The following is a 25,975-nucleotide window of genomic DNA, read 5'->3' as shown; positions in this document are numbered from 1 at the left end:
CTAATCAATTCCTGGAACAGTGACACCAATGTCTCGAATTGCCGTCGTGGTCAAAGGCTATCCGCGCCTGTCCGAAACCTTCATTGCCCAGGAAATGCTCGGCCTTGAACGGCGTGGTGTCGAGATCCTGATTGTCGCCCTGCGCAAACCCTATGATCCCTATATTCACGACCTGCACCGACAGATATCCGCCGAGATCATGTATCTTCCCGAATATGTCAGGGACGATCCGGCAAGGGTTGCCAGAGCGAAGCAATGGGCCAGAAGGCAACCGTCATTCGAGGCGGCAAAGGCGCTGTTCGATGCAGATTTCAGCCGCCAACCCAATGCTGATCGTCGTAGAAGATGGGCACAGGGCTGCGTATTCGCCCATGAACTGCCGCAGGACGTTTCGTGGATATATACCCACTACCTGCATACGCCCTGTTCTGCTGCACGCTACGCGGCGCACCTGAGCGGACGAAAGTGGTCGTTTTCTGCGCATGCCAAAGACATCTGGACCAGCCCGGAATGGGATTTGAGAACCAAGATCAACGACGCGGACTGGGGCGTGACCTGCACACGTGTCAATGCCGACTATCTCAAGAGTTTGTCCGTCGATCCGGAAAAGGTGGAACTGCTCTATCACGGACTTGATTTTTCCGGTTTCCCTGAACCTGAAAACACTGTTCCGACACGAGACGGCAGCGGCGAACCGGTGCGTCTCGTTTCCGTCGGCCGCGCTGTTGAAAAAAAGGGTTATGACGATCTTCTCGCCGCGCTCGCCATGCTTCCCGACGTACTCAACTGGCATTTCACGCATATCGGCGGCGGCGAACTTTCGAACGAGCTGAAGGCAAAAGCGGACGAACTGGGCCTGTCTTCCAGGATCAACTGGCGCGGTGCCCAACCCAGGGAAGAAGTGATCGCGGCCTGCCGGCAGGCGGATCTGTTCGTGCTGCCGTCCAAACTTGCCCGGTCGGGAGACCGAGACGGACTTCCCAATGTCCTGATGGAAGCCCAGTCCATGGGGTTATGCTGCCTATCCACCAGGGTTTCGGCAATTCCGGAGCTGATCGTGCAGGACGAAACAGGGGTTCTCGTCGATCCCGGCAGCCCGGACCAGCTCAGCATCGCGCTCGAGACCCTTGTCAAGGATCCCGAGCAGCGCAAGAAACTCGGACTGGCTGCGGCCAAGAGGGTGAGGACGCACTTCTCGACAGATCCGGGACTTGACCGCCTCGCCGAAAAATTTCGTAAGGTGCTCTGAGATCAGAACAGAGACCGGCACATGAAAATCGCCTTCACCGCTCCGATGAAACCATTGGACCATCCGGTCCCCTCCGGTGACAGAACCATGGGGCGGTTGATCGTCAAGGCGCTCCAGTCGGCTGGACATGACGTGCGAACCGCGAGCACTTTCCGATCCTGGCGGCGGGAAGGCGGCAATACGATTCAGGGAATGGTTCGCGCTGAAGCACTAGCTGAAGCAGATCGGATTGCGCAGGAATGGCGGCAAGACGGATACCGTCCCGATCTGTTTCTGACCTACCACCTCTATCATAAGGCGCCGGACTGGATCGGACCATTCTTGTCAGGTCAGTTCGACCTGCCTTATGCGATCGTCGAGGCAAGTCGCGCTCCCAAGCGCGAGAAGGGGGATTGGGCGTTCGGCTTCGCGGCGGCCGATGTTGCCCTGAAACAAGCTGATGCGGTGGCGGCACTGCATCATGCGGACGCCGAATGCCTGCGAGCGGTGGTGCCAGGCGACAGGCTGACAGTGCTTTTGCCTTTTCTGGATGCAGCGGCCTTTCAAGAGGTACCGGAGGCTGCCCGGATTGGGGCAATGCCGCCGTTGAGGCTCCTTGCGGTGGGAATGATGCGCGACGGCGACAAGACACGGTCCTATGAGGTTCTGGCAAAGGCGCTGGAGCGGATCGATGACCTGCCATGGCACCTCACCATCATCGGCGACGGCCCCAACAAGGACCGCATCCTTTCGCTTTTTCGCGAGGCCAGAACAACCTGGCTCGGCACCTTGCCTCCCGATCGGCTCCCCGAGCAATATGCGTGTCACGATCTTCTTGTCTGGCCGGCGATCCGCGAAGCTTTCGGTCTGGTTTTCCTGGAAGCACAGGCGAGCGGCACCGGTGTGATCGCAGGCGACACGTTTGGCGTTCCCGATATCGTTGTGAACGGAGAAACGGGTCTCCTGTCTCCTGAAGGTGATGCAGCCGCCTTCGCGGCCAACCTGCAGCGCGTACTCGATGACCCTGCTTTGGCTGACCGGATGGGCCGGGCAGCTCGGAAACACATTGCTGAAAATCACACACTGGCTGCCGGAGCAAAACGGCTTGATGATCTGGCACGATGCGCTATTCGCAACCATTCACACAGGCAAGAGGCGGAACTGACGTGAGGTTCACGGCCTTCATCCACGTCCAGCACCTTCTTGGGACCGGTCATGTCGTCCGTGCCGTGAACATCGGCAAGGCGCTGGCAAAAAAAGGTGGCGACGTGACGCTGGCAAGCGGCAACACGATCCCGCCGACCCTCGACACGGGACCTCTCGAAATTGTCAAACTTCCGGCGTGCCGCAGCCCGGATGCTGCCTTCAAGCGGCTTGTGACGCTGGACGGTGAAGATATTGACGATGAATGGAAATCCGCACGCGTTAAAGCATCGATTCAAGCGTTTGGTTCGAAGAACTACGATCTCCTTCTGACTGAAACCTATCCCTTCGGGCGGCGGCAACTGGATTTCGAGCTGACCCCGCTCCTGAACCATGCGAAGTCGATGACGAAACCACCCGTCATCGCGACATCGATCCGGGATATCCTCGTGCGCAAGAAGGAACTCTGGAAAGAGGAATGGATGGCGGACCAGGCCTTGAATTACTATGACCGCGTCCTGATCCATGCCGATCCGGATTTCATCCAGCTTGAAGACAGCTTTCCCTTTGCCGAGCGGGTAAATCACCTTGTGCGGTATACCGGATACGCAAGTGGAGACGCACGTTCTCAGGCAGAAGGCAGCGACGGGGAGGACGAAATCGTTGTTTCCTGCGGCGGCGGTGCAGTGGCTGAAGGACTGCTCCTGGCGGCGCTTGAAGCAAAACCTCTCTCCCGCCGGGCCGAAGATGCAACCTGGCGCGTGCTGATCGGCCATGACATATCGGAAGACGCCTTTTCGATCTATAAGTTGAGCGCTCCAAAAGGTGTCATTGTTGAGCGTGCCCGCCGAGATTTTCCTGATCTCCTGAAGCGTGCACGCCTGTCGGTCAGCCAGGCCGGCTACAATACCGTTCTCGACATTCTGATCGCGGGTGTTCCGGCGGTGTTTGTCCCCTTCGCGCAGGAAAACGAGACCGAACAAGGCCAGCGTGCGGAGGCTCTTGCGCACCATGGACGCGCTGTTGTTACACCGGAGGCCGGACTGGCACCCGAACGTCTTGCGGCCGCCGTCGATGATGCCCTTGCCCTGCCGCGCAGTCATCACCAGGTGCAGCTCGGCGGTGCCGAGACAAGTGCCGACATCCTGGTGCGCGATCTGCAAATTCGGTCCGCGGAACAATCACCCTGAACAGAAACAGAGCGGGAAAGGCTGCAGTCAATGGAATTGCGTCATTTCAAGTCGATGAACCAGGTTCACGAGACGTCCGAATACATCAAGGCACTGGAAGCCTTCGACGGTATTCCGCAGTTGCAGGAGCTGAAGTCTCTGGCCATTGAGCGCACCAATATGGCACCGGGAAAGTCCGTGTTGGATGTCGGGTGCGGTTTCGGACTGGAAACACTGCGCCTGGCGAAAAAAGTGGCCCCTACAGGCCGCGTGACGGGCGTCGACGTCAGTCCCGAATTTGTCGATGAGGCAATCAGAAGGGCAAGAACGGCTGAGCTTGAAGTCGACTACAAAGTTGGAGATGCGCGTCGCCTCCCCTTTGCCGACGATACATTTGACTGTGTCCGCGCCGAACGCATCCTTATCTATCTGAAGGACTTTTCCAATGCGCTCGCCGAAATGGAGCGCGTTCTGAAACCAGGTGGCCGCATGGCGCTGATCGAGCCTGATTTTTCAACCAACACAATCAACACGGACGATCGCCTGCTAATGCGCCGGATTGTGGATCACGAGACTTCCCAGGCGGTCGAGCAGAGCTACCTTCCCGGTCCGCTGGCTGCGGCCCTGGAGGACCTCGGATTTGCAGATATCGAGATTGCAACGAGGGTCCTGATCTTTCCTCAGGACCTGGGAGCTTCCTATTTCAATAGCATCGGGTCGCATGCAAACGAAGCTGGCGTCGTCTCCGCGGGTGAATTGGAGGAATGGCGCGGTGCCATTGACTTGCTTCGCAAAAACAACCACGTCTTCGCCTCGATTGGATATTTCCTGTTCACCGCCTCCCGCAATTGAACCACCCGGACCGTTTCCTTGACTTCAATCTCATTGCCGACCGATCAACAGCGCTTCAAAGACGAACTTTTTCAGCACCTTGACTGGTTCGCGGAGAGAGGCCGAAAGGTGCGATTCTGGTGGCGGGACGACGATGCCATCGAGCCGACCCCAGCCCTTGAGCGCATGCTGAAGCTCGCCAATGAACACGGCGTTGACCTGGCTCTTGCAGTCATCCCCAAAGATGCAACGGAAGCGCTTGGTGAACGGCTTTCAAACGAACCGCACGCTTTCGTGTTGCAGCACGGCTGGCAGCACAGGAATTTCCAGCTCAAGGCAAAACGGGAAAAGGCAGCCGAACTCGGGTCCCGGCGTGATCCGGACGAGTTGATGGCGCAACTTGATGATGGCAAGGCAAGGCTTGAAGCTCTGTTCGGCGCCAGGTTCATCCATGCGATCGTACCGCCCTGGAACAGGATTGACCCCGAGATCGCACGACGTCTGCCCGGCATTGGCCTGCCCGGACTTTCCACTTTCACCTTTCACAATTTCCCGCATCCCCATCAGGTTCAATCGCATATCGACATTCTGAAGTGGAAAAAGCAGGTCCGTTTCATCGGCTGGGAAAGCGCCCGTCTGCGGTTCGACCTGCAACTCACCCGTCGGCGGAACACAAATTGTGAACCTGTCGGCCTGCTGACGCATCATCTCGCGCATGACGAGGCGAGTTTCGAGTTTCTGGAAACGTTCCTTGCGATTGCCGCACATCATGAAGGAGCAATGTGGCCGGAGGTGCGGGAGTTGTTTGCAGTCTGAAGAGGGATGCGTCCTCTGGTTCTGTGCCGATGTTTTGGCAGGCAGCAGCAACGAGACGTGTCTGATTGTTAGCGAAGACTGTCACGAGCTTTCAAATCGCCTCGCGTTGAGACCCGTTCCAGAAATTCCTTTTGGATTCAGTATCAACCGCGGCTTGACCGGGGATCCACTCATTGCCAGCGCGTTCTCGGAGTGCCGTGGCGTTTGCCGGTTTCTCGTAAAAACATAACACCGTCACTTTTGCGCGGCCGATGGATCCCGATCTAGTCGGGGATGACGCACGTGGGCGCAGGACGGCTGATATTCCTGACAGTCCTGACGTGAACAAGCGGCGGCTCATGATCCGGCACGCCACTGTTCCATTTTTCCAAACAAATCAGGCGGTCACTGGATTCCTGCATTCGCAGCGATGACAAGGGAGTGTTTGGTAGCGCCCCGGAGCCCCCCAAATCAAAGCTTTCGGAGGGAAATTCCTACTCCGCCGCAGCTGGGGTCTCCCTGAGCGCGCCGCCATATCGTTTCCGCAACAGTGCCAGTTTCGGGTCGATGTAGGTTTTACAGAATGGACGGTCCGGATCCGTCGCGTAGTAATTGCGGAAGCGTTCGTCCGATAACTTGAAGCCGGCGAGCGACAATACGTGTGTCACCAGGGGCTCTTCAAACTCGCGCTGAAGGCCGCGCAGGATGCGGCCCACCTTCACACCTGTTCCGGCATCATAGACATAAACGGCGGAACGGTACTTGCCGCGCATCTTGTGATGCGAGGTGCTGGAATGGGTACGCAGGTGAATTTCGATCAGACTTTCCAGCGGCAGCGCGACCGGGTCGAATGTCACGACAACAGCTTCCGACCAGCTGTCCTCCGGCGGTTCGGAGCGGATGAAGCCCTGTTCCACGTCTGATATGCCGGCAAGTGCCTGGAAGACGGCCTCCGTGCACCAATGGCAGCCACCGCCAAGTCCGATCTTCACCTGCACCTCCAAAGTCATTTTGATTTCCAATCCCGATCTTGACAAATCTGCCGACAATCACAAATGCCTCGGCCGAGATCTCCCCAGACCAGTTCGAACCGCGAGTTGCGGACTCCGATGCAAGCTCAATGATACGCAATACTTGCCTATGATGCCGCACTGGCACTGCTGCTGTTCAACATGATCCATTCCGCAACCCTTCGAACAGGAGAATCCTCGGCCTCCGATTGTGAAAATGTCACGAAATAGCCGCGCCCCGATCCCGCGGACACGTCAGTCAGGCGGACAAGTGCACCGCTTTCCAGAAAAACATCAAGCAGCCCTGCCCAGCACAGGCAAATGCCCTGCCCCGCCAGCGCGGCATTGACCATCAACGCATAGCTGTCGAAATCAAGTGACCGCAGCTTCCTCGTCGCAGGCGTCCCGATCGCGTCGAACCAGGTTTCCCAGTTGTACCACGCACCGGCATCACGTTGCTGTCCCAGCAAACGATGCGACTTCAGCGCTTCAACCGTGAACGTTTTCCCGGTCCGTTCGATATAGGCCGGACTGGCCACTGGAAAGACCTCCTCCCCAAGGACTGCGCGAACTTCAAGTCCATGCCAGTCTCCGTGCCCGAACCGGATCTGCACGTCAGCGTTCGTAACGTCTTCTGCATACGCCTGACTTATGATCTGAATGGACGTTTCCGGCAATGCCTGTTCAAGTTCAGGCAACCGGGGGATCAGCCAGTAGGCGGCAAAACCGGAACCGCAACTGACACTGACCACATCATGCAAAGACTTTTCACGCAGACGGCTGACAACGGCTTCCAGTCTGGCGAGTCCGGACCGCAAAACATCGTAAAGCTCCTGACCGTCAACAGTTAATTGTAACGGCCGCGTTCCTCGATCCAGCAAGACGCAGCCGAGATCGTCTTCAAGAGCGGCAAGCCTGCGGCTGATTGCCGGTTGGGAAACATTCAATTCCACTGCGGCGCGGGTCAATGTCCCATGACGGGCAACGGCATCGAAGGCAAGCAGTGACGAGAAGGAAGGAAGCCTGCTCATAGTATAACCTCAGCGTATGATGTCATGAGATTTTAGTGTATTGTGCAAAATCGTCTTTGCAACGAAATTCCCCTTGTCCAGACGCACTATTTCTCCTTCAAGCGGAGTGTATTTCATGCTTGCCAATCACGTTCCTGAAACCCCCGGTGATGTCGTTCACACCATCGTTCCGTCGGCCCGCGGATTTGCCGAGCATGTTGATCACCAGACAGTTGAAGGTGGAGAAGATCCTGTCTTTGGCAATGTAGAATGGCGCACACTGATCTGTGCCAACAAGACGCCCTCAAACGGCCTTGTCTTCGGCGTGGCCAGTTTCCCCTGTCATGGCCGTCTCAACCCTCATCGCCACGAGCCGGCTGAATTCTACTATGGCTTGACCGGTTCAGGCACCGTGACCATCGACAGCGAAGACCTCCCGATTGGACCGGGTATCGCGGTTTTCATTCCCGCCAACGCCGTGCATGGCGTTGTTGCCGGCGAAGAAGGTCTGTGCATGGCCTATGGGTTCCCCACCGACAAATTTGAAAATGTCGCCTATGAGTTCGGTTGACATCTGAATACCGTCAAGTTCCTCAAGTTTTTCAACATGAAAACGAGACTTGGCTTGGCATTGCGGACATGGTGCCTATTATCCTGACTCCCAGAACCGGATTCAGGAATCGTCATGTCGCACGACCACAATCACGATCATGATCACTCGGAGCTCCCGGAAATCGAACTTCGCGTTCGGGCGCTCGAAACACTTCTGACGGACAAGGGATACATCGACCCGCCCGCGCTCGATGAACTGATCGAGACATATGAGACCAGGATCGGGCCCAAGAACGGCGCAATGGTCGTGGCCAAGACCTGGACCGACGCGGACTATCATGCACGTTTGATGGCCGACGCCACCGCGGCAATTGCGGAACTCGGCTTCACCGGACGCCAGGGCGAGCACATGGTGGCCGTGGAAAACACCGCTTCGACCCACAACATGGTCGTCTGCACGTTGTGCTCCTGTTATCCGTGGACCGTCCTTGGCCTGCCACCTGTCTGGTACAAATCCGCACCCTATCGCTCCCGCGCCGTTCGTGACCCGCGCGGCGTCCTTGCAGAGTTCAATGTGAGCCTGCCGGAAGACACCGAGATAAAGGTCTGGGATTCCACAGCTGAAGTCCGCTACCTGGTGATCCCGCAAAGACCGGAGGGAACCGAAGGCTGGAGCGAGGAAAAGCTCGCCGAACTCGTTACCCGTGACAGCATGATCGGAACCGGTCTTGCGCTTGCCCCTTCCGAACTGGAGGACGTGGCATGAACGGCGCTCAGGACCTTGGAGGCCAGATGGGATTCGGTCCGATCGAGCTGGAAGACAACGAGCCGAACTTCCACGCCAAGTGGGAGGAACGCGCGTTTGCCGTAACCCTTGCCATGGGCGCGACCGGCACCTGGAACATCGACACGTCCCGTTTTGCCCGCGAAACACTGCCTCCTGCCGTTTACCTGTCCTCCAGCTACTACAAGATCTGGACGCTTGGGCTCGAAAAGCTGCTGGTTGAAAGCGGTCTTGTGAGTGAGCAGGAACTTCAGACAGGCAGGTCTCTCAATCCTGCCAAACCGTTGAAGCGCGTCGTAAAGGCCGAAGATGTTGCTGCCGTTCTGGCAAAGGGCGGTCCTGCCAATCGTCCGGAGCAACAGCCTAGCCGCTTCAAGGCAGGTGACCGGATCCGCACGAAACGCATGAATCCGGAACACCACACTCGCCTTCCCCGCTACGTCCGCGACGTTGAGGGCACAATCGAAACCGTCCACGGGGTCCATGTTTTTCCGGACGCGAATTCCCAAGGGCTCGGGGAGCAACCGACCTGGCTCTACGGGGTGGTTTTCAGGGGACCCGACGTCTGGGGACCAGACTGCGATCCAAAATTGACCATTCGACTCGATCTCTGGGAGCCATACCTTGACGCTGTCTGATGCCGTTCAGTCGACCCCTCGCCTGCCGCTCGATCAGGAAGGTGGGCCTGTCTTCACCGCCCCCTGGGAAGCACGCGTATTTGCCATGACGCTGCAGGCCCACGAAGCCGGCCTCTTTGCATGGCACGAATGGGCGGAGCACCTCGGAGCGGAACTTGCCAAGGACGGTGACGGCAGCGGCGAGACCATTGGCTATTACGATCACTGGCTGACCGCGTTTGAAAAAATCCTGTGCGGGAAAGGTATCGCGGCGACAGACACGCTCGGCGACCTCAAAACCGCCTGGGACGCAGCTGCCAGGGCAACGCCACACGGACAACCGATCGAGTTGAATCGGTGATCGGTGCGCAATGAAGCTCAAGGTTCCTCCACCCCTGGTCCTGATCGTCGCCGTGATGTCGACCTACGCTGCCGGTTCTTGGTTTCCCGGACTGACATTCAGCTTTCCGGGTCAGGTCGTTCTGGCGGCGATCATGTTTTTTCTGGGCCTGATCCCTGACCTGCTGGCGCTTTTGACCTTCATTCGCCGCAAAACCACCGTCAATCCCATGAAGCCCGGCGAAACGACGTCACTTGTCACGGATGGCATCTACAGGCTCAGCCGCAATCCGATGTATCTCGGTCTGCTGTTTCTTCTGGTGGCGGCATCCCTTTATTTCAGCAGCTACCTGTCTTTCATCATCATCCCGGGCTTTGTCTGGTATCTGACCGAGTTCCAGATCAAACCGGAAGAAAAAATCCTGCGAGAAACCTTCGGCGAGACTTATGAGAAGTATCTCACGAAGGTTCGCCGCTGGGTTTAGAGTGCTTCAAGTCCCGAGATAAAGCCCGCTCCTGGCCTTGAAGGCATCGGCCGCGAAGCGAAGGAAAGTCCGGATGCGGGCAACATTCTTCAGATCCGGATGGGTCAGTACCCAGATATCGAGATAACGGGATGGTTCCATGCCCGGAATTCGCACGAGATCAGGATCCGGATCACCGAGAAAACACGGCAACCTGCCAACACCGATGCCGGCCTTGACCGCAGCAAGGAGCGCAATCATGTCATCGGCGACAAGGCTGATGAAGGCCGACGTGTAGCGCGTCCGGATTTCCTTCGGCACACCTTGCCCCCACCACTTGAAGGTGACGCAAGGCAACGGAATGCTGGCGTGTCCGGTCTCCATCGTCTCGCGATATTTGCGGGTGAAATTCCGGGACATGTAATAACAACGGTTCTGGCCCGTCGCGAGACGGCCGAAAAGCGTTTCGCCGGGATTGTCCGTCACCCGGACGGCAATATCGGCCTCCCGGCGATGCAGGCTCAGCTTCTCGTTGGCCGCAATCATCTGCAGTTCGATGCGCGGATGGCGTTCGGAGAACTGCTGCATGATCTCGGCAAGCTGCACCTGAAACAGCAGCTGTGCCGCCGTTATCCGCAACGGACCTTCGAGTTCGGTGTCCTGCGCCGTGATCCGGGTATCGAGCGTCAGGACCTCGGCCTCGACACGCCTGGCGGCCGCAACTGCCTGCTCTCCGGCTGCCGTCGGAACAAAGCCTTCCGGCAGACGTTCAAACAACCGGGTTGCCATGCTCTCCTCGAGCGCTGACAGCCGGCGCGACACGGTCGAATGTGTCACTCCCAGCCTCTTGGCCGCCCTTGTGACGTTGCCTGCGGTGGCAATCGCGAGCACGAATTTCAAGTCATCCCAGTTGTCCATAAGGCACCAAAGGCTGTTAACCCGTCACAATCAAACAAAAATTAATTGCTCGTGCATTTTTGCACATGCAGGTTCCAATTTTGAAGAATTTTTCGCATTCACATTTCCGGCTACCGTGCAGACATCTTGAACAATGGAGACATCCGATGACCGTACAAGCCCTCGCCATGATCACCGTGACCGACAAGGAAACTCTTGGCGCTTACAGGGAAAAGGCGGCAGAAGCCCTTGCCAAACATGGCGGCAGCGTCGTGGCCGCGGACCCCGAACCGCTGGTTCTGGAAGCGGCAAACGGCGCCCCGAACATCACCGCACTCCTGTCCTTTCCGACCACGGACGCAGCAAAGGCCTGGCGTGAAGATCCGGACCTTGCCGATATCCATGCGCTCCGCAACAAGGGCGGCAAATCGACGATTGTGGTGTTGCCGGAGTGATTGTTCAAACGCCGAGAAAAGCGGCACTACCCTGAACAGCGTCTCTCAATGGGACGTACTCTTATCTTCACTTGTGATCCCTGCCAAGGCAGGGATCCAGTCGCCACTGCCCTTGCTTTTACCAGAATCAAAATCAAGCCGAAAACTGGGTCCCGGCTCGCGCTCCGCTTGGCCGGGATGACAACTTTGTGGTTGTGAATTGCTCGGGATTTATCGCGCTATCCCACAGGCTTCACCAGTCGCATGCGCCAGGTGACACCCTTTTTGTCCGACACGAGCCGGTAGTCGTCGAGCACGTCCCATTTCGCTTCTTCATCGGTTGCCGCCCACAGGCTGTTGATCAGTTTGTTGGCGCCTGATTCCGGCTTTTTCGGGGAATACATGGAGAGCGCGATAACGCCGTCCTTTTTCAAGAACGGCACGTAGCGGCTGACAACAGCAGCCGGGTCGTCGGCAAAATGCAGCACTTCGTTGAAGACGATGGCGGAGAATGTTTCGCCTTCCTTCGGCTCGAAGGAATGCATGTCGCCAGCGCGCAGCGAGGCGATCCCGGGGTCGACGTTAGCTATTTCAAGTGATGCCGGAGACAGGTCCATGCCAACATAACGCCTGATACCCATCGGCTGAAGACGCTCATAAAGCAGCCCCTCGCCGCAGCCGATGTCCAGGACCTCGTCCATGGATCCCGTCAGTGACAGCCACATGCCGATGATGCCGTATCGTCCGCTTTCGGGCAGCGAGCGCAGAAAGGCCCAGCGCCCGGCTTCGTATTCCTCGTCCCAGCCCTCGGCGGTGGTTGCGTTTTTCGACATGGCGGCTTCCTAACAGCAAAGGCGGGCCAGGTCGGCCCGCTGGATCAGATCGGTTTTCAAAGGCATCACTTATAGGGATCTGCCGCGTCGCGCAAACCGTCGCCAAGGAAATTGAACGCCAGAACCACAATGATGATCGGAGCGACCGGTGCCATCAGCCAAGGATAGACTGTGACGACTGAAATGTTCTGGGCCTCATTCAACAAAACGCCCCAGGAAATCGCCGGGCGGCGCAAGCCGAGGTTAAGAAAGGAAAGCGCCGTTTCGCCCAGGATCATTGCCGGTATCGACAGTGTTGCGGACGCGATGATGTGGCTGGTGAACCCGGGGAGCAAATGCCGCGTGATGACACGCTTCGGCTTGGCCCCCATCAGCACGGCTGCCTTGGCATATTCCTCTTCGCGCAGGGAGAGCAGTTTGGACCGGACAGCGCGCGCAAGTCCCGGCCAGTCGAGTAGTCCGAGAATTATCGTGAGGCCGAAATAGATCCAGACAGGGCTCCAGGTTACCGGCAAGGCCGCAGAGAGCGCCATCCAGAGCGGAAGTTCCGGCATCGAGCGAATGATTTCGATCATCCGCTGGATGATGCTGTCCAGGAAACCGCCGAAATAGCCTGCAATGCCGCCGAAAAACAGACCAAGGACAATGGAAATGGTGACCCCGACAAGACCGACTGTGAGCGACAGGCGCGCACCGTAGACAAGCCCCGAAAACTGGTCACGTCCCAGACGGTCCGTACCGATCAGGAACAGTGTTCCCCCTTCAGCCGGGCAGAACAGATGGAAATCGGCGTCGAACAGGCCCCAGAATTCGTAAGATGCCCCCCGGCAGAAGAATCGGATCGGCTGGACGTTCTCCGTATCCTCCGTGAAGACCCACTGCAGGGTTTCCATGTCGATCTGGGATGTCATGCCGTAAACGAACGGACCGACGAATTCCCCTTCGTTGAACAAGTGCACCGACTGTGGCGGAGCGAAAAGATGAAGGCTGTCCCGCGTGTTTGGTCCATAAGGTGCAATCACCTCGGCGAATGGCACGCAGAGATAAAAGAGGATCAGGACAACTCCGGACCAGACCGCAATCTTGTGGCGCTTGAATTTCCACCACATGATCTGCCACTGGGAGGCCTGGTAAAACTGTTCCTGCTCCTCCGTCATCTCCTCCGTGACAGCAGGATTGAACGGTGTTGGGTCGACGTAGTGTTCCACTTCACGCGCCGGACCTCCGTCCCTGGTGTCCATGCTCATGACGAGGCCCTCCCGCCAAGCCGGATGCGTGGATCAAGAACCGCGAGCAGCAGGTCGGAAATCAGCATCCCGATCAGGGTCAGGACGGCTACGAACAGCAGGATGAAACCGGACAGGAACTGATCCTGAGACTGAAGTGCGGACAGGAGAATCGGTCCGACCGTCGGCAAGCTCATGACAACGGAGACAATGACCGAGCCCGATACCATCGACGGGATCAGGTTGCCGATATCGGCGATGAAAGGGTTGATCGCCATGCGCAACGGATACTTGATCAGGAGCTGGTTTTCCTTCAGCCCCTTTGCCCGCCCGGTCGTGACGTACTGCTTGTGAAGCTCATCGAGCAGATTGGCACGCAATCGCCGGATCATGGCTGCGGTGCCCGACGTCCCGATTACGATCGTAGGCACGATCAGATGCGCCAGAACCGACATGGCCTTGTCGAAACTCCAGGGCTGATCGATGTATTCGGGCGCCATCAGACCGCCGACCGACAGGCCAAACCACTGATTGAACAGGTAGAGAAGGATCAGTGCGAGCAGGAAGTTCGGCGTTGCAAGGCCAATGTAGCCTATGAATGTGAACCCGTAATCGCCCCAGGAATACTGGCGCGTTGCCGAATAGATTCCGATCGGAAACGAAACAACGTAGACAAACAGGATGGTCGCGAAATTGAGCACGATTGTCAGCGGCAGCGTCGGCCCAACGACCTGGTCAACGGGCTTGTCGAACTCGAAGGACCAACCCCAATTCCCCTGGATAAGGCCATCAAAGCCATGCGGCCCTTGCCACAATCCGATCCAGATCAGGTAACGCTCGAAAAACGGCCGGTCGAGCGAAAACTCCTTGCGCAGAAATTCCAGCTTGGCAACCGATGACTGTTCACCCGTGGATTTGAGGGCTGCGATCTGGTTGGAAATGTAGTCGCCTGCGGGAAGTTCGATGATAAAAAATGTAAGAAAACTGATCACCAACAGTGTCGGGACCATCATGAAAATCCGGCGAATTATGTAATAGAGCACCTATACTCCCCTCACCCCGACACGACCGCGGACACAACTGAAACCGCACCGCGCAAAACAACGGTATCCGTTTCACTGTTGCGACACCGCCAAAGCGTGTGTCTACCCAACGGCCCCATTCACATTCCCGTCCGGTGCACGCAAATCCGATGCACCAAAATGAACCTGTTCATCCTGCCATCCATGGCTGGACCCGTGCCCATTCCGGACAGGTCACCACGCCTCGGACCGCTTTGGCAAGTCAACAAATCCTAGCCCCAGTCATCATGAAACGGCAATCCGGTTTTCGTGCAATGCACCACCAGAGTTGCCGTTCCTGACCGAACTTTGACGTCAAACTCAATCTTCGTCCAAATAGAATTCGTCCATCCGATGGATACCGAAATGAGCGCCCGGATCCCAGCCGTAGATCCCTTCCAGTGGCACGTTCTCGACATCCTTTACAACCACCGGCTGGCGAACACCGGAAACCAGACCGATATGAATGGTTTCATCGGCATGTATCTGCAGCATTTCGTCCCAGATCTTCGTTCGTTCCTCGGGCGTTTTTGATGTCAGCCAGGCATTGTATAGTTCCATCAGCCGCTTGGCGGGTGCCCAGTCCGGTTTTTCACCGCCTTCTCCCTGGGTTTCGTAATAATCGCCCCATGCGTGCCAGGAAAGAGCGTCACCGCGGACCGGCGCGTAGTCGGTTGGAGGCATTTCAGATGTCGGAATGCCGTTTTCAAACCCCCACCAGACGGACATGAGCAGATCGCCTGCAATAGCGCGTTCGCGCATGTTGTCGCGCTGACTGGGTTTGGCGAACAGCTTTATGCCGATCTCGCCCCACATCTCGCCAACCAGTTCGAGAGCATCTTCCTGCACCTGGGCTTCACCGGCTGTCTCGACGATTATCTCGAGCGGGCGGCCGTCCGGCAGCAATCTGATGTCATCGTCATTCCGCTTCGTGAGACCGATCTCGTCCAAAAGAGCGTTGGCCTTTTTGGGATCATATTCAGCCCATTTGCTCGTGTAGTCAGCCTTGTAAAGCGGGCTTGCAGCGAGCACGGTATCGTTGCCGGGTGTTCCAAGACCAAAGAACAGCACCCTGTTCAGAAGATTGCGATCAATGCCCAGGGACAATGCGTGACGGAACCGCTTGTCGCGCAGAAGCTTCCGCCAGACAGGATCCTTCACAGTCATGTTCGGCAGAATGGAAATCTCCGACCCTTTGGTGTTCGACCAGAGCGCGGTGACATAGTCGTTCTTCTTCTCGCCTTTTTTCAGGACAGTGATATCGGAGAAACTCAGGTTCCGAGCCTGGAGTTCACTCTCGCCTGCCTGGGCTTTTGCCGGAATCAGCTTGCCATCGGCAACCGTCATGATGACCTTGTCGATATAGGGCAGTTGCTGACCGGAGCTGTCGACACGGTGATAGTAGGGGTTCCGCTCCAGAACAAAACGGAGGTCGCTGTCATCGCGCTTGCGAACCCAGGGCTGCAAAGTCGGTAACTCGACATTGCGCGCGTTGTACATGTCGTCTTTCTTGTTGTGCAACGGTGCCCAGCTGCGGGCCTTCACCTTTTCCGCTTCCTTGGCGATGAAGTCCGGATCGCCGTATTTGCCGTGAAAACGCCTCAGATAATGCGATGGACGGTAGATAAAAGGTGGCCTGGATTTTGCCAGTTCAGGAAGAAAGAGCGGGTTCGGCTCGTCCCAGGTAAAACGAACCGTCGTGTCGTCGACGACCTCGAATTTCGGGCCCTTTCCGTTAACGAGTAGAAACGGCGGCAGACCGGACGGGGTCAGATTTTCATCGCTGACGATGTCTTCGAAATAATACCGGATATCTTCCGAGTCGAACGGATCTCCGTCGGACCACTTGTGACCTTCGCGGGTGTGAAGCGTAAAGATCCGCCCGTCCTCGACTTCCACGTCCGCCAGTATATCGGGAAGCAGCTCGAGCTTGTCATTGTAGCCGACAAGGCGGGCATAACCCCACACATTGATAAGGCGCACGTCCTTGGCACGGCCGATAAGCGTATCGAGGGAGCCGCCGGGCTTGCCGATCTTTCGTCCCTTCGCCTCGAGATCAACGATCAGGGGTTCTGCCGGCACGCGTTCGGCAATAGGCGGAAGCGATGGATCCAGACCTGGTGTTTCCTTCAATTCCAGCGCCACCAGCGGCGTGGTTATCAAGGCTGCGGTCAAAAACAGCCCCATCCTCGTCAAGTATTCAAACTTCATGCTGCAGTCCCCTCAAGTGCCCCGGAATTCTTAAGTCCGGGTGCGCAAACAAAATGATCCGGCTCCATTTCAACCAAAGACGGTTCCGTGCCTTCGGTAATCGTGAACGGTTCCGGCCAGAGCTGCGGTTCAGATGCCCTGTTGGCATCCAGCGCGGCAAAATCCAAAGGCGCCGACAGGTCCGGCTCCGGTACGGCGGACAAGAGCGCCTTGGTGTACGGGTGAAGCGGATTTCCAACGACCGTCCGCGTCTCGCCCATTTCGACCAGGCGTCCGCGGCACATGACTGCGATCCGATCGGCGACATAGTCTACCACGGCAAGGTTGTGGCTGACGAACAGATAGGTCAGGTTCAGATCCCGCTTCAGGTCCTGCAGAAGGTTCAGGATTTGTGCCTGGACGGAAACGTCGAGCGCCGAAGTCGGCTCGTCACACAATATGAACTCGGGATTGAGTGCCAACGCCCTTGCAATTCCGATGCGTTGGCGCTGACCTCCGGAGAACGAATGCGGGTATCGCCGCAGGAAGCGTGGATCAAGACCGACGAGACTCATGAGGTTCCTCACGCGCTCCGCCCGCTCCTGCTGTGTTCCAATGCCGTGCACCTCGAACGGTTCCAGCAGAGTATCATTGATCGTCATGCGCGGATTGAGCGAAGAGAACGGGTCCTGGAATATCAGCTGGACCCGACGCCGGTAGTCCATCAGGTCGGCACCTGTCAGGTTCGCAATGTCCTCAAGGCCATTGCCACGATTGTAAAGAACCTGCCCACCTTCCAGAGATAGCGCGCGAAGAATCGCCTTTGCCGCGGTCGTCTTGCCTGAACCCGATTCTCCCACAAGACCCAGGCATTCCCCCCGCCTGATCGTCAGGCTGATACTGTCCAGGGCAGTCATCGTCTTGGACTTGGAGCCCAGCAGCGAGCCCTTGCGCAGCGAAAACTGCTTGGTGACATCCTTCATTTCAACAAGGGGTTCGCCCGGTGCGACGTCGCAATGCGGCCTGTTCTTGGTCAGGTCTTCCGATTTCAATTCAATTGGTCGGATCGGAACTAGCCGCTCGTCCCTGTCCATGTGGAAACTGGGAACCGCATTCAAAAGTGCTTTCAGGTAATCATGCTGAGGATCGGAAAAAAGCTGCTTGGCCGTCCCCTTCTCCATGATCCGGCCATGATAAATGACCGCGATTTCGTCAGCCATATTCGCCACGACGCCGAAATCGTGCGTGATCATCAGGACGGACATCCGCAATTCAGACTGAACTTCGCGGATAAGTTTCAGGATCTCGGCCTGAATTGTCACGTCGAGCGCCGTTGTCGGCTCGTCTGCAATCAACAGTGCCGGATGACAGATCATTGCCATTGCAATCATGGCACGTTGACGCAACCCGCCGGAAAGCTCGAATGGATAGGTATCCAGCGCCCGGCCTGGATCGGGAAACTGGACTAGACGCAGCATCTCCTGTGTGAGTTCGCGGGCTTCCGCACCCGAAACATCACGATGAAGAAGGGCCGCCTCACCGATCTGGTCGCCGATCGTGTGCAGCGGTGACAGCGATGTCATCGGTTCCTGAAAGATGATCGCAACCCGATTTCCGCGCAGGTGGCGCATCTGGGGGCCCTTGCGTTCCAGACCGGCAATATCGACAGGCGGTTCGGCCCCCGTCGGATCGGCCAGAATTACCTTGCCCGAAGTAATTGCCGCTGCCTGAGGCAACAAACCCATGATCGTTTGGGAAATAACCGTCTTGCCGGAACCGGATTCACCGACCAGTGCGACCGTGCGGTTCTCAGGGACGACGAAGGAAACGTCGTCGACAGCCCGCACCCGGCCTTCTGCCGTATTAAAATCAACTGTCAGTCCCTCGATCGAGAGAACATTCACTGCGCTTTTCCTCCCCGGCAAGGATTGTCTGCGTGAGGCTTACTAAGCCTTTTTTGCAATACAAAGACAACCAAATTCGCCGTTGGATAGCAATGCAGAATTCCAAAGAAGTACGCTGTGATTTGAATTGCAACAGGCAAATTCCTGTCTTTTTTTCAGAATCTTGCACCAAACAGGCATCTGCAATGCAGGAATTGCGAGATTACTCGGCTGCGGAAACCGGAACTGCCTGCGGTGACGTCTCCATGGAAGGCGCCTGCGGATGGGGGTCGATCCAGTAAACCTCCATCAAGCCACTGCGACCTCTGAGGTGATGAGCACCGACAGGCCTCTTGTTGTGTTCACCCGGGAGCCTTGCAACGGTATCGGCACTGGCAAGTATGGTCACCTCCGGTTCACCGTCGACTTCCTTGCCGAGGGTTTGAAGTCGTTCAGCAGCATTCACCGTGTCGCCGACAACCGTATAGTTCCATCGATCCAGCGCGCCGACGTTTCCGACGACCGCCGGACCTGTATGTATGCCGATGCGTGTCAAGATCTGCGGTCCACCCTGGGCCTCGGCCTGCACATTCGATTCATGAAGGGCGGATGCAATCCGCCGCGCCGTTCTCACCGCGGCTTCGGCATGGTCGGGCCGTTCATCCGGAGCTCCCCAGAAGGCAAGCATACCGTCGCCCAGGAACTTGTCGACCGTTCCCCCTTCTCCTTCAACGGCTTCGACCAGGATTGCAAAATGATCGTTCAGTATCCGCGCTGTTTCTTCGGCGCTCAGATGTTCGGAAAGCGCCGTGAATCCGACTATATCGGTGAACAGGATGGTGAGTTCGGCTTCTCTTGCTTCCGCTGCCTGGCTTCCTCCCAATCGCATCAACTTGATGAACAGCGACCGCGGCACGTAAGTGTTCATCGCCTTCAAGCCTTCGACCATCGAATTGAAGGCCAGGGCTACCTGATCAATTTCTGCAACGCGGCTGCGTGGCATCGGTTCGACTTCGTTCAGCGAAAGGGTCCCGACGCGCTCCGACTGGACCGCCAGATTGCGCAATGGACGAGCCACTCTGCGCCCGATCCAGAAAGCGATCAGAACCGATATGACAAGCGCGCCGAACCCAACAAACATGGAGCCGGCGAGCCTGCGGACCTCCCGGGAAACCGTTGCACTCTGATAATACTGTCCGATAATCCAGGGTTTGTCGCTGAAGCCGTCGAATTCAGCTTTCATGATGATGTATTCGTCATCGTTCGCTTCGACGAAAGACACTTCGATACCGAGATCGGCGGCCTTTTGAAACTCCTCGATCGGTTGCTCGTCTGCCATTCCTGCCAGTACCGGATCCCCGATCCTTTCCCAGGCTTCCGGCAAATTCGCCTTGATGCTGCCGCCTGTCTGCAATCCGGTTTCATCGGAATGCATTATGACGCGCCCGGCCCCGTCAACTATGAAGATGGTGTTGTTGAGACCTTCGTCCCGGGCCTTGACGATATGGGAGAGATCTTTCATCGAGCTTGCAGCTGTCAAGGTGCCGATCAGTTCCCCATCTCTCACCAGGGGCACCGAGACATTGGCAAAAAGTCCGACCTCGTGTTCCACCAAGGGGCCCCAGGTGGGCAAACTTGCCTGATCAAGAGCCGGAAGATCGGCCATGTTCATGCCGGGCGGCGGCACATCGGTCTCTATCCGCCACAGTTTGCCTGAGGGCGCCCGGTAAATGCCAAGGCGCCGCCCATCCGTTGCAGTGACAGCCAGGGTCGTAACGTCGCTATTGGACTTCAGGGCGATCGAAAGGTCTTCGAGCGTGCGCTCGGGGTCCTCAAAACCGATCGTCCCGTCGTCAAAAAACGGTTTCAGACCCACGACGGCCTTTTCCACGGACGTGAAGTGAGTGCGCAGCTGTGTTTCAAGCGCATCCGTGCTCAAAATCGTCTTGTCGTTGAGCAGGGAAAACGTGTTGCTGAAGTTCGCGCTCACCGAGAGACCCAAAACCAACCCGATGGCGAGCGCAACAAACGCACCGAACCCCAGACCGACAATTGATGTCAGCGGGAGTTTGATCCGTCGATCACCGCGCTTTTTCCTTGGCATAAGGCGCAAGTCCTCTCATTGCCTTTGTAGCTTACCTGCCTGATCTTTTGCGTCAAATTAAGGCGGTCGACCACCTGAAACGCGACGACAGGAACCCGTGGACGCTATCCGTCATGCGACGCGTAATCGCGCAACGCAAGATTTTGCAGAAGCAGGATCGTTTTTGCATCACAGATTTCTCCGGTCCGGATCATCCCGAGCGCCTTCTGGAGCGGAACATGCATGACTTCAATGTCCTCACCTTCGTGTTCCACACCACCGCCGTCGCCCACCTTGTTGTTCAGATGGTAGGTACCTGAATAAAATGAAAGGCACTCGGTCACCGACCCCGGACTCATGTGCACGTCAAAAAGATGCTCGAGTTCCGAGACTTCATATCCGGTTTCCTCGATGAGTTCGGCACGCATCCTGTCCTCAGGGTGGGCCCCTTCCAGCAATCCGGCAGGCGACTCGATCAGGAAAGGATCCTTGCCGTTCAAATGGACAGGTAGCCGGAACTGGCGCGTCAGCAGCACACACTTTGTCTCCGGATCAAACAGAAGGCATGTTACGGCATTGCCGTGATCATAGGATTCCCGGCTCAGCTCCTGCCACGATCCGTCCCGGCGCCGATACTCCAGCCGATACCTGGTGAGCCTGCCCCAGTTTTCAGAGAGAACTTCTTTGTCGATAAAGCGCAAATATTCGGTGTTTTTCATAGGACGGAGCATCTCATGGTGAAAAAGTCATGTTTCGGATCCGGCAGCATCCAAACCGAGTTCGGTCAATACTTCAGCGGTGTGTTCCCCCAGTGATGGTGCGGCCCGTTCGAGAACCAGATTGCCGTTCCTGAAGGCAATCGGCGTGCGCACTGAAGAAACCGCGCCACCTTCGACACCATGTGCCGGCAGATCAACTTTCAGACCTCTGGACCGGACCTGACTGTCGGCAAAGACATCCTCGACCGAATTGATGGGACCGGCCGGCACACCTTCCATTTCCAGTGCAGTCAGGAGATCGTCCCTCGCGCGGCTCGAAGTTTCCGCACTGAGCAGCGGGACGAGTTCGGATCTTGAAGCGACGCGCGCAGCATTGGTCGCGAATTTTGGTTGATCTGAAAGTTCAGGCAGTCCGAGCACGCCGCACAGTCTTTGAAACTGACTATCGTTGCCGACAGCAATGATGAGATGGCCATCCTTAGCGGAAAAAACCTGATAGGGAACTATGTTCGGATGGGCGTTCCCAAGTCGCTTTGGCGCTTTTCCGGATACAAAGTAATTCAGAGCCTGATTGGCCAGAACAGCAACCTGTGCATCGAGCAGCGCCATGTCGACCCATTCACCCTCCCCGGTGGCGTCCCTGCGACGAAGGGCACTCAGGACACCAATCACACCATAAAGGCCGGTGAAAATATCTGCGAAGGCCACGCCGATCTTCTGCGGAGAGCCTTCCGGCTCGCCGGTCAGGTCCATGATGCCACCCATCCCCTGAATCATGAAGTCATATCCTGCGCGATGGGCGTAGGGACCATCCTGGCCGAAGCCGGTAATGGAACAATAGATCAGCTTCGGATTGACCTCTTTCAGGCTCTCGTAATCCAGGCCGTATTTGGCAAGCCCGCCGACCTTGAAATTTTCAACCAGTACATCCGCCCGGGCAACAAGCCTGCGAACGATTTCCTGGCCTTCCTTTGTGCGAAAATCGGCAACCACCGACCGCTTTCCGCGGTTGCAGGAATGAAAATAGGCCGCATCGAAATCGTTGCCTTCTTCATCCTTGATGAATGGCGGGCCCCATCCCCTCGTGTCGTCGCCCTGCGGGCTCTCCACCTTGATCACGTCCGCACCCAGATCGGCCAGTGTCTGGCCGGTCCAGGGGCCGGCCAGAATGCGTGCGAGTTCGACAACCTTTATGCCTTCGAGGGGCGCGGACATGTACTTTTCCCGGTTTGAACGATTAAGGGTCAGGCTTCGGCGAACTTGCGGTAAATGTGATACCTGCCCGGATGGATGCCTTCCGGTTTTTCGAGAAGTTCGAAATTCGGCAGATCGAGTTCGAGTGCCGTCAAAACGAAGCCTCCAACCGCCATGCGTTCATCGATCAGCGGTGCGAGCCAGTTGACGATTGCAAGATCGTTTGTCGGGTCCGCCGATCCAATGTCGATATGGGCGAAAGAGGCCTGTGCCCGAACACGCGGAGCACAGAAGGCAAGCGTATCGCGTATGTCACCGAGTATCATGTGATCCGCGTCCGGCGCGCAGCTCGGATGGCAGTTCATCGCGAAATCGAAAACAAAGATTTCCTTGTCGGGATAGATCTCCCTCAGATGATCATAGGTTCTGCCATTGCCAAGGCCGAGTTCCAGGACCGGCCCCTCCACAAGGTTGACCTTGTCGACCAGGTATTCCAGCAAGATTTTCTGCGAGGTCATTCGGCGGATAAAACTGTCCAGACGACTCATAAATTGTTTCCCTGTGACTCAAGACGTCTCTCACATAGTCAAAGGCTGTCCATAGGTCAAAATCTGCCCACTCTGCAGATCATTGCGCCGGACGCATGTTTGATGATGCCAGGACCAGAAACAGGACTTTGCCACAATGCACGATCATGCTAACGCGTTAGCCCCGGTTCAGGGTGCCGCCCCTGACCTGCACTTTCGTATGAACCAAATACCAGGAGACCTCGATGCGTTCCGAAACGGCGCCCGCCATTCGGCTGGAAGATTATCAACCACCCGTCTACCGTATCGAAAAGGTTCACCTGACAGTAAAGCTTGATCCTGCCGAAACCGAGGTCGTTGCAACGCTATCGGTCGCAAGACAGGCAGATGTGCAGGCCGGAACACCTTTGGTGCTCGACGGCGACGAACTTTCGCTTCGCGAATTGAAACTGAACGGTGAGGTATTGCCGGACGACGGTTACACGGTTTCGCCTGACAAGCTGGAAATTCATGCACCGCCAAGTAAACCATTCGATCTTAAAATCACAACGCAAATCAATCCGGAAGCCAACACCAAACTGATGGGGCTGTACAGGTCCTCAGGGACCTATTGCACCCAGTGCGAGGCCGAAGGTTTCCGGCGCATCACGTATTTTCTCGACCGCCCGGACGTTCTCGCGATCTACACAACACGGGTCGAAGCACCGAAAAACGACTGCCCTGTCCTGCTTGCAAACGGCAACCTGATGGAAAAGGGTGATATCGACGGGACAGACCGCCACTACGCGCTCTGGCATGATCCCCATCCCAAACCGGCCTATCTCTTCGCACTTGTTGCAGGCAATCTTGCTCAGGTTCCTGACCGGTTTACCACCGCATCAGACAAGAAGGTCGACCTCAATATTTACGTTGAGCACGGCAACGAAGGGCTGTGCAGCTGGGCAATGGATTCGCTCAAGCGCTCCATGAAGTGGGATGAAGACGTGTTCGGCCGGGAGTATGACCTGGATGTCTTCAACATCGTTGCCGTTTCAGATTTCAATATGGGCGCGATGGAAAACAAGGGCCTGAACATCTTCAACGACAAATATGTTCTGGCCGATCCGGAAACCGCGACCGATCAGGACTATGCCAATATCGAGGCGGTCATCGCGCACGAATATTTTCACAACTGGACGGGAAACCGCATTACCTGTCGCGACTGGTTTCAGCTGTGCCTCAAGGAGGGTCTGACTGTTTTCCGTGATCAGGAATTCACTTCCGACATGCGATCCAGGCCGGTCAAACGCATCACCGATGTCAGGCTACTGAAAACACATCAGTTTCCGGAAGATGCGGGGCCACTGGCGCACCCTGTTCGACCGCGGGTCTATCACGAGATCAACAATTTCTACACGGCGACCGTTTATGAAAAAGGCGCCGAAGTCGTGCGCATGCTGAAGACGGTGCTTGGTGACGAGGGCTTCCACAAGGGACTGGATCTCTATTTCGACCGACACGATGGAGAGGCGACGACGATCGAAGCCTTTCTGACCTGTTTCGAAGACACGACCGGGACGGACCTCAGCCAATTCGCGCTCTGGTATGAGCAGGCAGGAACACCCGTTGTTTCTGTCGCATCGGCTTACGATGCGGATCGTCAGACCTATTCGCTCTCGCTTTCCCAGGAAATTCCACCCGTTCCGGGACAGAGGTCCAGCAAACCAGCTGTGATCCCGCTCCGCTTTGGTCTGCTTGGCCCGGATGGGAAAGACATGCATGCAACCTCCGCCAGCGGCATCAAGATATCGGGTGATGTCTTGCTGATGGAGAAATCCAGGCACGAAATCACCTTTTCAGGCATCTCGTCTCAACCGGTCATGTCGCTTCTGCGCGCGTTTTCCGCCCCGGTGCGAATTGACCAGAAGTTTGCAACTGCAGATCTCCAGTTTCTTGCCGCCCGGGACAATGATCCCTTCAATCGCTGGCAGGCTGTGCAATCTCTTGCCATGCAGGAGCTCGTGAGGCTGACGGGAACACTACGGCATGGCAAGCTAGGCGCGCCCGCTGATGGCGTGGTTTCGGTTTTTGGCGCAGTCCTGAATGATCAGAACCTTGATCCCGCCCTCAAGGCGCTGGCGCTGACGCTGCCGAGTGAAGCCGACATTGCCCAGGAAATCGGCAAGAACGTCGACCCGGATGCCATTCTGGCGGCTCGCAAGCAGTTGCGGCAGGCAATTGCTCGGCAATTCCATGGCGCATTGCGCGCTGCAGCGCTGGAATTCGCACCTAGGGGAGACTATTCCCCTGACGCGGAAACGGCCGGCAAACGAGCATTGTCCAACCGGGCCGCCTACTACTATGCGGTTTCGAATACTGAAGATGCGGCGCAATTCACCTGGGACCGGTTTTCCTCAGCCGACAACATGACGGACCGCCTCGCCGGCCTGATGCTTCTGGTGCATGACCACATGCCCGGGGAAACCGCTGCGCTCGACCTTTATCTGTCACGGCATGAGAAGAGCTCCCTGGCCATGGACAAATGGTTCATGGTGCAGGCGACCGCACCAGGCGATGGAACCCTGGCGACTATCAAATCGCTCTTTTCTCATCCGCTTTACGACGCGACCAATCCGAACAGGGTTCGTGCCCTGCTGCAGTCCTTCGCGACCGGCAATGCAACGCAATTTGCCCGCCCTGACGGGGCCGGATTCGAATTGGTCGCCGAATCAGTACTTGAGATCGACAAACGCAATCCCCAGGTCGCATCGCGACTTTTGACCAGCTTCCGCTCTTGGCGGGCCCTTGATGCCAATCGTTGTGCCTTGGCTGAATCCGCTCTCATGAAGATTTCATCATGCGAAGATCTGTCAAGAGATAGCCGCGATATCATCGACAGAACATTGCAATAGTGTGATTTACTGGAAAAGGTTAACAAACATGCCGAGAGTCATGATGCGCGTTAACCATTTTCTTCTTGATCAGGACTAGACAAGAACCGAAGATT

24 protein-coding genes are annotated in these 25,975 nt (G+C 56.8%); 12 read left to right on the top strand and 12 right to left on the bottom strand.

Annotation, left to right across the window (positions count from 1 at the left end):
* Nucleotides 1-28: 28 nt before the first annotated feature.
* The 5 genes from LA5095_RS04300 to LA5095_RS04280 all read left to right on the top strand — a co-directional run bounded on the left by LA5095_RS04300 (nucleotide 29) and on the right by LA5095_RS04280 (nucleotide 5,187).
* Nucleotides 29-1,249, top strand: a complete 1,221-nt coding sequence (locus LA5095_RS04300; protein ID WP_055112212.1) for a glycosyltransferase family 4 protein — start codon at nucleotides 29-31, stop codon at nucleotides 1,247-1,249.
* A 21-nt stretch (nucleotides 1,250-1,270) separates the two neighbouring features.
* Entirely contained in the window at nucleotides 1,271-2,398 is a 1,128-nt protein-coding gene (locus tag LA5095_RS04295) for a glycosyltransferase family 4 protein (protein WP_055112210.1), read from the top strand.
* The gene (locus tag LA5095_RS04290) at nucleotides 2,395-3,561 is read left to right on the top strand and encodes a glycosyltransferase family protein (protein WP_082442764.1); all 1,167 of its coding nucleotides are present in this window, start codon (nucleotides 2,395-2,397) and stop codon (nucleotides 3,559-3,561) included. Before LA5095_RS04295 ends, LA5095_RS04290 begins: the two co-directional genes overlap by 4 nt.
* Before the next feature lie 30 nt (nucleotides 3,562-3,591).
* Nucleotides 3,592-4,392 (top strand): methyltransferase domain-containing protein, encoded by an 801-nt coding sequence (locus LA5095_RS04285; protein WP_082442763.1) that lies wholly within the window; start codon nucleotides 3,592-3,594, stop codon nucleotides 4,390-4,392.
* Between the two features lie 108 nt (nucleotides 4,393-4,500).
* Nucleotides 4,501-5,187 carry a polysaccharide deacetylase family protein gene (locus LA5095_RS04280; protein WP_208992536.1) on the top strand — a complete coding sequence of 229 codons (687 nt, stop codon included), beginning with the start codon at nucleotides 4,501-4,503 and terminating at the stop codon, nucleotides 5,185-5,187.
* A gap of 473 nt (nucleotides 5,188-5,660) precedes the next feature.
* Here LA5095_RS04280 and LA5095_RS04275 read toward each other — a convergent pair whose 3' ends face one another.
* Nucleotides 5,661-6,176, bottom strand: coding sequence for a peptide-methionine (S)-S-oxide reductase (locus LA5095_RS04275; RefSeq protein WP_055112772.1), 516 nt, complete (start codon nucleotides 6,174-6,176; stop codon nucleotides 5,661-5,663).
* Between the two features lie 128 nt (nucleotides 6,177-6,304).
* A complete protein-coding gene (locus LA5095_RS04270) occupies nucleotides 6,305-7,207 on the bottom strand; it encodes a LysR substrate-binding domain-containing protein (protein WP_055112202.1) in 903 nt (300 codons plus the stop codon).
* Nucleotides 7,208-7,322: 115 nt separating this feature from the next.
* Between LA5095_RS04270 and LA5095_RS04265 the strand changes: the two genes are divergently transcribed.
* The 5 genes from LA5095_RS04265 (at nucleotide 7,323) to LA5095_RS04245 (ending at nucleotide 9,963) form a co-directional block, all read left to right on the top strand.
* Nucleotides 7,323-7,757, top strand: coding sequence for a cupin domain-containing protein (locus tag LA5095_RS04265; protein ID WP_055112200.1), 435 nt, complete (start codon nucleotides 7,323-7,325; stop codon nucleotides 7,755-7,757).
* 114 nt (nucleotides 7,758-7,871) lie between these two features.
* Nucleotides 7,872-8,504 (top strand): nitrile hydratase subunit alpha, encoded by a 633-nt coding sequence (gene nthA / locus LA5095_RS04260; RefSeq protein WP_055112198.1) that lies wholly within the window; start codon nucleotides 7,872-7,874, stop codon nucleotides 8,502-8,504.
* Nucleotides 8,501-9,160 (top strand): nitrile hydratase subunit beta, encoded by a 660-nt coding sequence (nthB, locus tag LA5095_RS04255; protein WP_055112196.1) that lies wholly within the window; start codon nucleotides 8,501-8,503, stop codon nucleotides 9,158-9,160. Before nthA ends, nthB begins: the two co-directional genes overlap by 4 nt.
* Nucleotides 9,147-9,500: a nitrile hydratase accessory protein gene (locus tag LA5095_RS04250; RefSeq protein ID WP_055112194.1), complete on the top strand. Its 354-nt coding sequence runs from the start codon at nucleotides 9,147-9,149 to the stop codon at nucleotides 9,498-9,500. Before nthB ends, LA5095_RS04250 begins: the two co-directional genes overlap by 14 nt.
* A gap of 10 nt (nucleotides 9,501-9,510) precedes the next feature.
* Nucleotides 9,511-9,963 carry a methyltransferase family protein gene (locus LA5095_RS04245; protein WP_055112191.1) on the top strand — a complete coding sequence of 151 codons (453 nt, stop codon included), beginning with the start codon at nucleotides 9,511-9,513 and terminating at the stop codon, nucleotides 9,961-9,963.
* Between the two features lie 6 nt (nucleotides 9,964-9,969).
* Here LA5095_RS04245 and LA5095_RS04240 read toward each other — a convergent pair whose 3' ends face one another.
* Nucleotides 9,970-10,860 (bottom strand): LysR family transcriptional regulator, encoded by an 891-nt coding sequence (locus LA5095_RS04240; protein ID WP_055112189.1) that lies wholly within the window; start codon nucleotides 10,858-10,860, stop codon nucleotides 9,970-9,972.
* Nucleotides 10,861-11,006: 146 nt separating this feature from the next.
* Between LA5095_RS04240 and LA5095_RS04235 the strand changes: the two genes are divergently transcribed.
* Entirely contained in the window at nucleotides 11,007-11,294 is a 288-nt protein-coding gene (locus LA5095_RS04235; protein WP_055112187.1) for a DUF1330 domain-containing protein, read from the top strand.
* A 218-nt stretch (nucleotides 11,295-11,512) separates the two neighbouring features.
* On the opposite strand, the gene LA5095_RS04230 is transcribed toward LA5095_RS04235, so the two are convergent.
* The 9 genes from LA5095_RS04230 to LA5095_RS04190 all read right to left on the bottom strand — a co-directional run bounded on the left by LA5095_RS04230 (nucleotide 11,513) and on the right by LA5095_RS04190 (nucleotide 23,010).
* Nucleotides 11,513-12,106 (bottom strand): class I SAM-dependent methyltransferase, encoded by a 594-nt coding sequence (locus LA5095_RS04230; protein WP_055112185.1) that lies wholly within the window; start codon nucleotides 12,104-12,106, stop codon nucleotides 11,513-11,515.
* A 65-nt stretch (nucleotides 12,107-12,171) separates the two neighbouring features.
* A complete protein-coding gene (locus LA5095_RS04225; protein WP_173937320.1) occupies nucleotides 12,172-13,353 on the bottom strand; it encodes an ABC transporter permease in 1,182 nt (393 codons plus the stop codon).
* A complete protein-coding gene (locus LA5095_RS04220) occupies nucleotides 13,350-14,375 on the bottom strand; it encodes an ABC transporter permease (protein WP_055112183.1) in 1,026 nt (341 codons plus the stop codon). Before LA5095_RS04220 ends, LA5095_RS04225 begins: the two co-directional genes overlap by 4 nt.
* 339 nt (nucleotides 14,376-14,714) lie before the next feature.
* Entirely contained in the window at nucleotides 14,715-16,580 is a 1,866-nt protein-coding gene (locus LA5095_RS04215; protein WP_408009897.1) for an ABC transporter substrate-binding protein, read from the bottom strand.
* Nucleotides 16,581-16,600: 20 nt separating this feature from the next.
* Complete coding sequence (locus tag LA5095_RS04210) at nucleotides 16,601-18,487, bottom strand: ABC transporter ATP-binding protein (RefSeq protein ID WP_055112179.1); 1,887 nt, start codon at nucleotides 18,485-18,487, stop codon at nucleotides 16,601-16,603.
* A gap of 202 nt (nucleotides 18,488-18,689) precedes the next feature.
* A complete protein-coding gene (locus LA5095_RS04205) occupies nucleotides 18,690-20,570 on the bottom strand; it encodes an adenylate/guanylate cyclase domain-containing protein (RefSeq protein WP_055112177.1) in 1,881 nt (626 codons plus the stop codon).
* A 104-nt stretch (nucleotides 20,571-20,674) separates the two neighbouring features.
* Nucleotides 20,675-21,268, bottom strand: a complete 594-nt coding sequence (locus tag LA5095_RS04200; RefSeq protein WP_055112175.1) for an NUDIX domain-containing protein — start codon at nucleotides 21,266-21,268, stop codon at nucleotides 20,675-20,677.
* 27 nt (nucleotides 21,269-21,295) lie between these two features.
* Nucleotides 21,296-22,483 carry a CaiB/BaiF CoA transferase family protein gene (locus tag LA5095_RS04195; RefSeq protein WP_055112173.1) on the bottom strand — a complete coding sequence of 396 codons (1,188 nt, stop codon included), beginning with the start codon at nucleotides 22,481-22,483 and terminating at the stop codon, nucleotides 21,296-21,298.
* Nucleotides 22,484-22,512: 29 nt separating this feature from the next.
* Nucleotides 22,513-23,010: a class I SAM-dependent methyltransferase gene (locus tag LA5095_RS04190; protein WP_082442762.1), complete on the bottom strand. Its 498-nt coding sequence runs from the start codon at nucleotides 23,008-23,010 to the stop codon at nucleotides 22,513-22,515.
* Between the two features lie 224 nt (nucleotides 23,011-23,234).
* Between LA5095_RS04190 and pepN the strand changes: the two genes are divergently transcribed.
* On the top strand, nucleotides 23,235-25,880 hold the full coding sequence (pepN, locus tag LA5095_RS04185; RefSeq protein ID WP_055112169.1) for an aminopeptidase N: 2,646 nt from the start codon (nucleotides 23,235-23,237) through the stop codon (nucleotides 25,878-25,880).
* Nucleotides 25,881-25,975: the final 95 nt, after the last annotated feature.

It is taken from the genome of Roseibium album (genome assembly GCF_001404515.1).
Taxonomy (GTDB): Bacteria; Pseudomonadota; Alphaproteobacteria; order Rhizobiales; family Stappiaceae; genus Roseibium; species Roseibium album.
Note: the sequence above shows the minus strand (reverse complement) of the source record. Positions and strands in the feature narration are given on the sequence as shown.

Bases quoted from the DNA above. Each gene is read 5' to 3' on its own strand.
- LA5095_RS04300 (WP_055112212.1), top strand. From the start codon at position 29: ATGTCTCGAATTGCCGTCGTGGTCAAAGGCTATCCGCGCCTGTCCGAA.
- LA5095_RS04295 (WP_055112210.1), top strand. From the start codon at position 1,271: ATGAAAATCGCCTTCACCGCTCCGATGAAACCATTGGACCATCCGGTC.
- LA5095_RS04285 (WP_082442763.1), top strand. From the start codon at position 3,592: ATGGAATTGCGTCATTTCAAGTCGATGAACCAGGTTCACGAGACGTCC.
- LA5095_RS04275 (WP_055112772.1), bottom strand. From the start codon at position 6,176: ATGACTTTGGAGGTGCAGGTGAAGATCGGACTTGGCGGTGGCTGCCAT.
- LA5095_RS04270 (WP_055112202.1), bottom strand. From the start codon at position 7,207: ATGAGCAGGCTTCCTTCCTTCTCGTCACTGCTTGCCTTCGATGCCGTT.
- LA5095_RS04265 (WP_055112200.1), top strand. From the start codon at position 7,323: ATGCTTGCCAATCACGTTCCTGAAACCCCCGGTGATGTCGTTCACACC.
- nthA (WP_055112198.1), top strand. From the start codon at position 7,872: ATGTCGCACGACCACAATCACGATCATGATCACTCGGAGCTCCCGGAA.
- nthB (WP_055112196.1), top strand. From the start codon at position 8,501: ATGAACGGCGCTCAGGACCTTGGAGGCCAGATGGGATTCGGTCCGATC.
- LA5095_RS04245 (WP_055112191.1), top strand. From the start codon at position 9,511: ATGAAGCTCAAGGTTCCTCCACCCCTGGTCCTGATCGTCGCCGTGATG.
- LA5095_RS04240 (WP_055112189.1), bottom strand. From the start codon at position 10,860: ATGGACAACTGGGATGACTTGAAATTCGTGCTCGCGATTGCCACCGCA.
- LA5095_RS04235 (WP_055112187.1), top strand. From the start codon at position 11,007: ATGACCGTACAAGCCCTCGCCATGATCACCGTGACCGACAAGGAAACT.
- LA5095_RS04230 (WP_055112185.1), bottom strand. From the start codon at position 12,106: ATGTCGAAAAACGCAACCACCGCCGAGGGCTGGGACGAGGAATACGAA.
- LA5095_RS04225 (WP_173937320.1), bottom strand. From the start codon at position 13,353: ATGAGCATGGACACCAGGGACGGAGGTCCGGCGCGTGAAGTGGAACAC.
- LA5095_RS04215 (WP_408009897.1), bottom strand. From the start codon at position 16,580: ATGGGGCTGTTTTTGACCGCAGCCTTGATAACCACGCCGCTGGTGGCG.
- LA5095_RS04205 (WP_055112177.1), bottom strand. From the start codon at position 20,570: ATGCCAAGGAAAAAGCGCGGTGATCGACGGATCAAACTCCCGCTGACA.
- LA5095_RS04200 (WP_055112175.1), bottom strand. From the start codon at position 21,268: ATGAAAAACACCGAATATTTGCGCTTTATCGACAAAGAAGTTCTCTCT.
- LA5095_RS04195 (WP_055112173.1), bottom strand. From the start codon at position 22,483: ATGTCCGCGCCCCTCGAAGGCATAAAGGTTGTCGAACTCGCACGCATT.
- LA5095_RS04190 (WP_082442762.1), bottom strand. From the start codon at position 23,010: ATGAGTCGTCTGGACAGTTTTATCCGCCGAATGACCTCGCAGAAAATC.
- pepN (WP_055112169.1), top strand. From the start codon at position 23,235: ATGCGTTCCGAAACGGCGCCCGCCATTCGGCTGGAAGATTATCAACCA.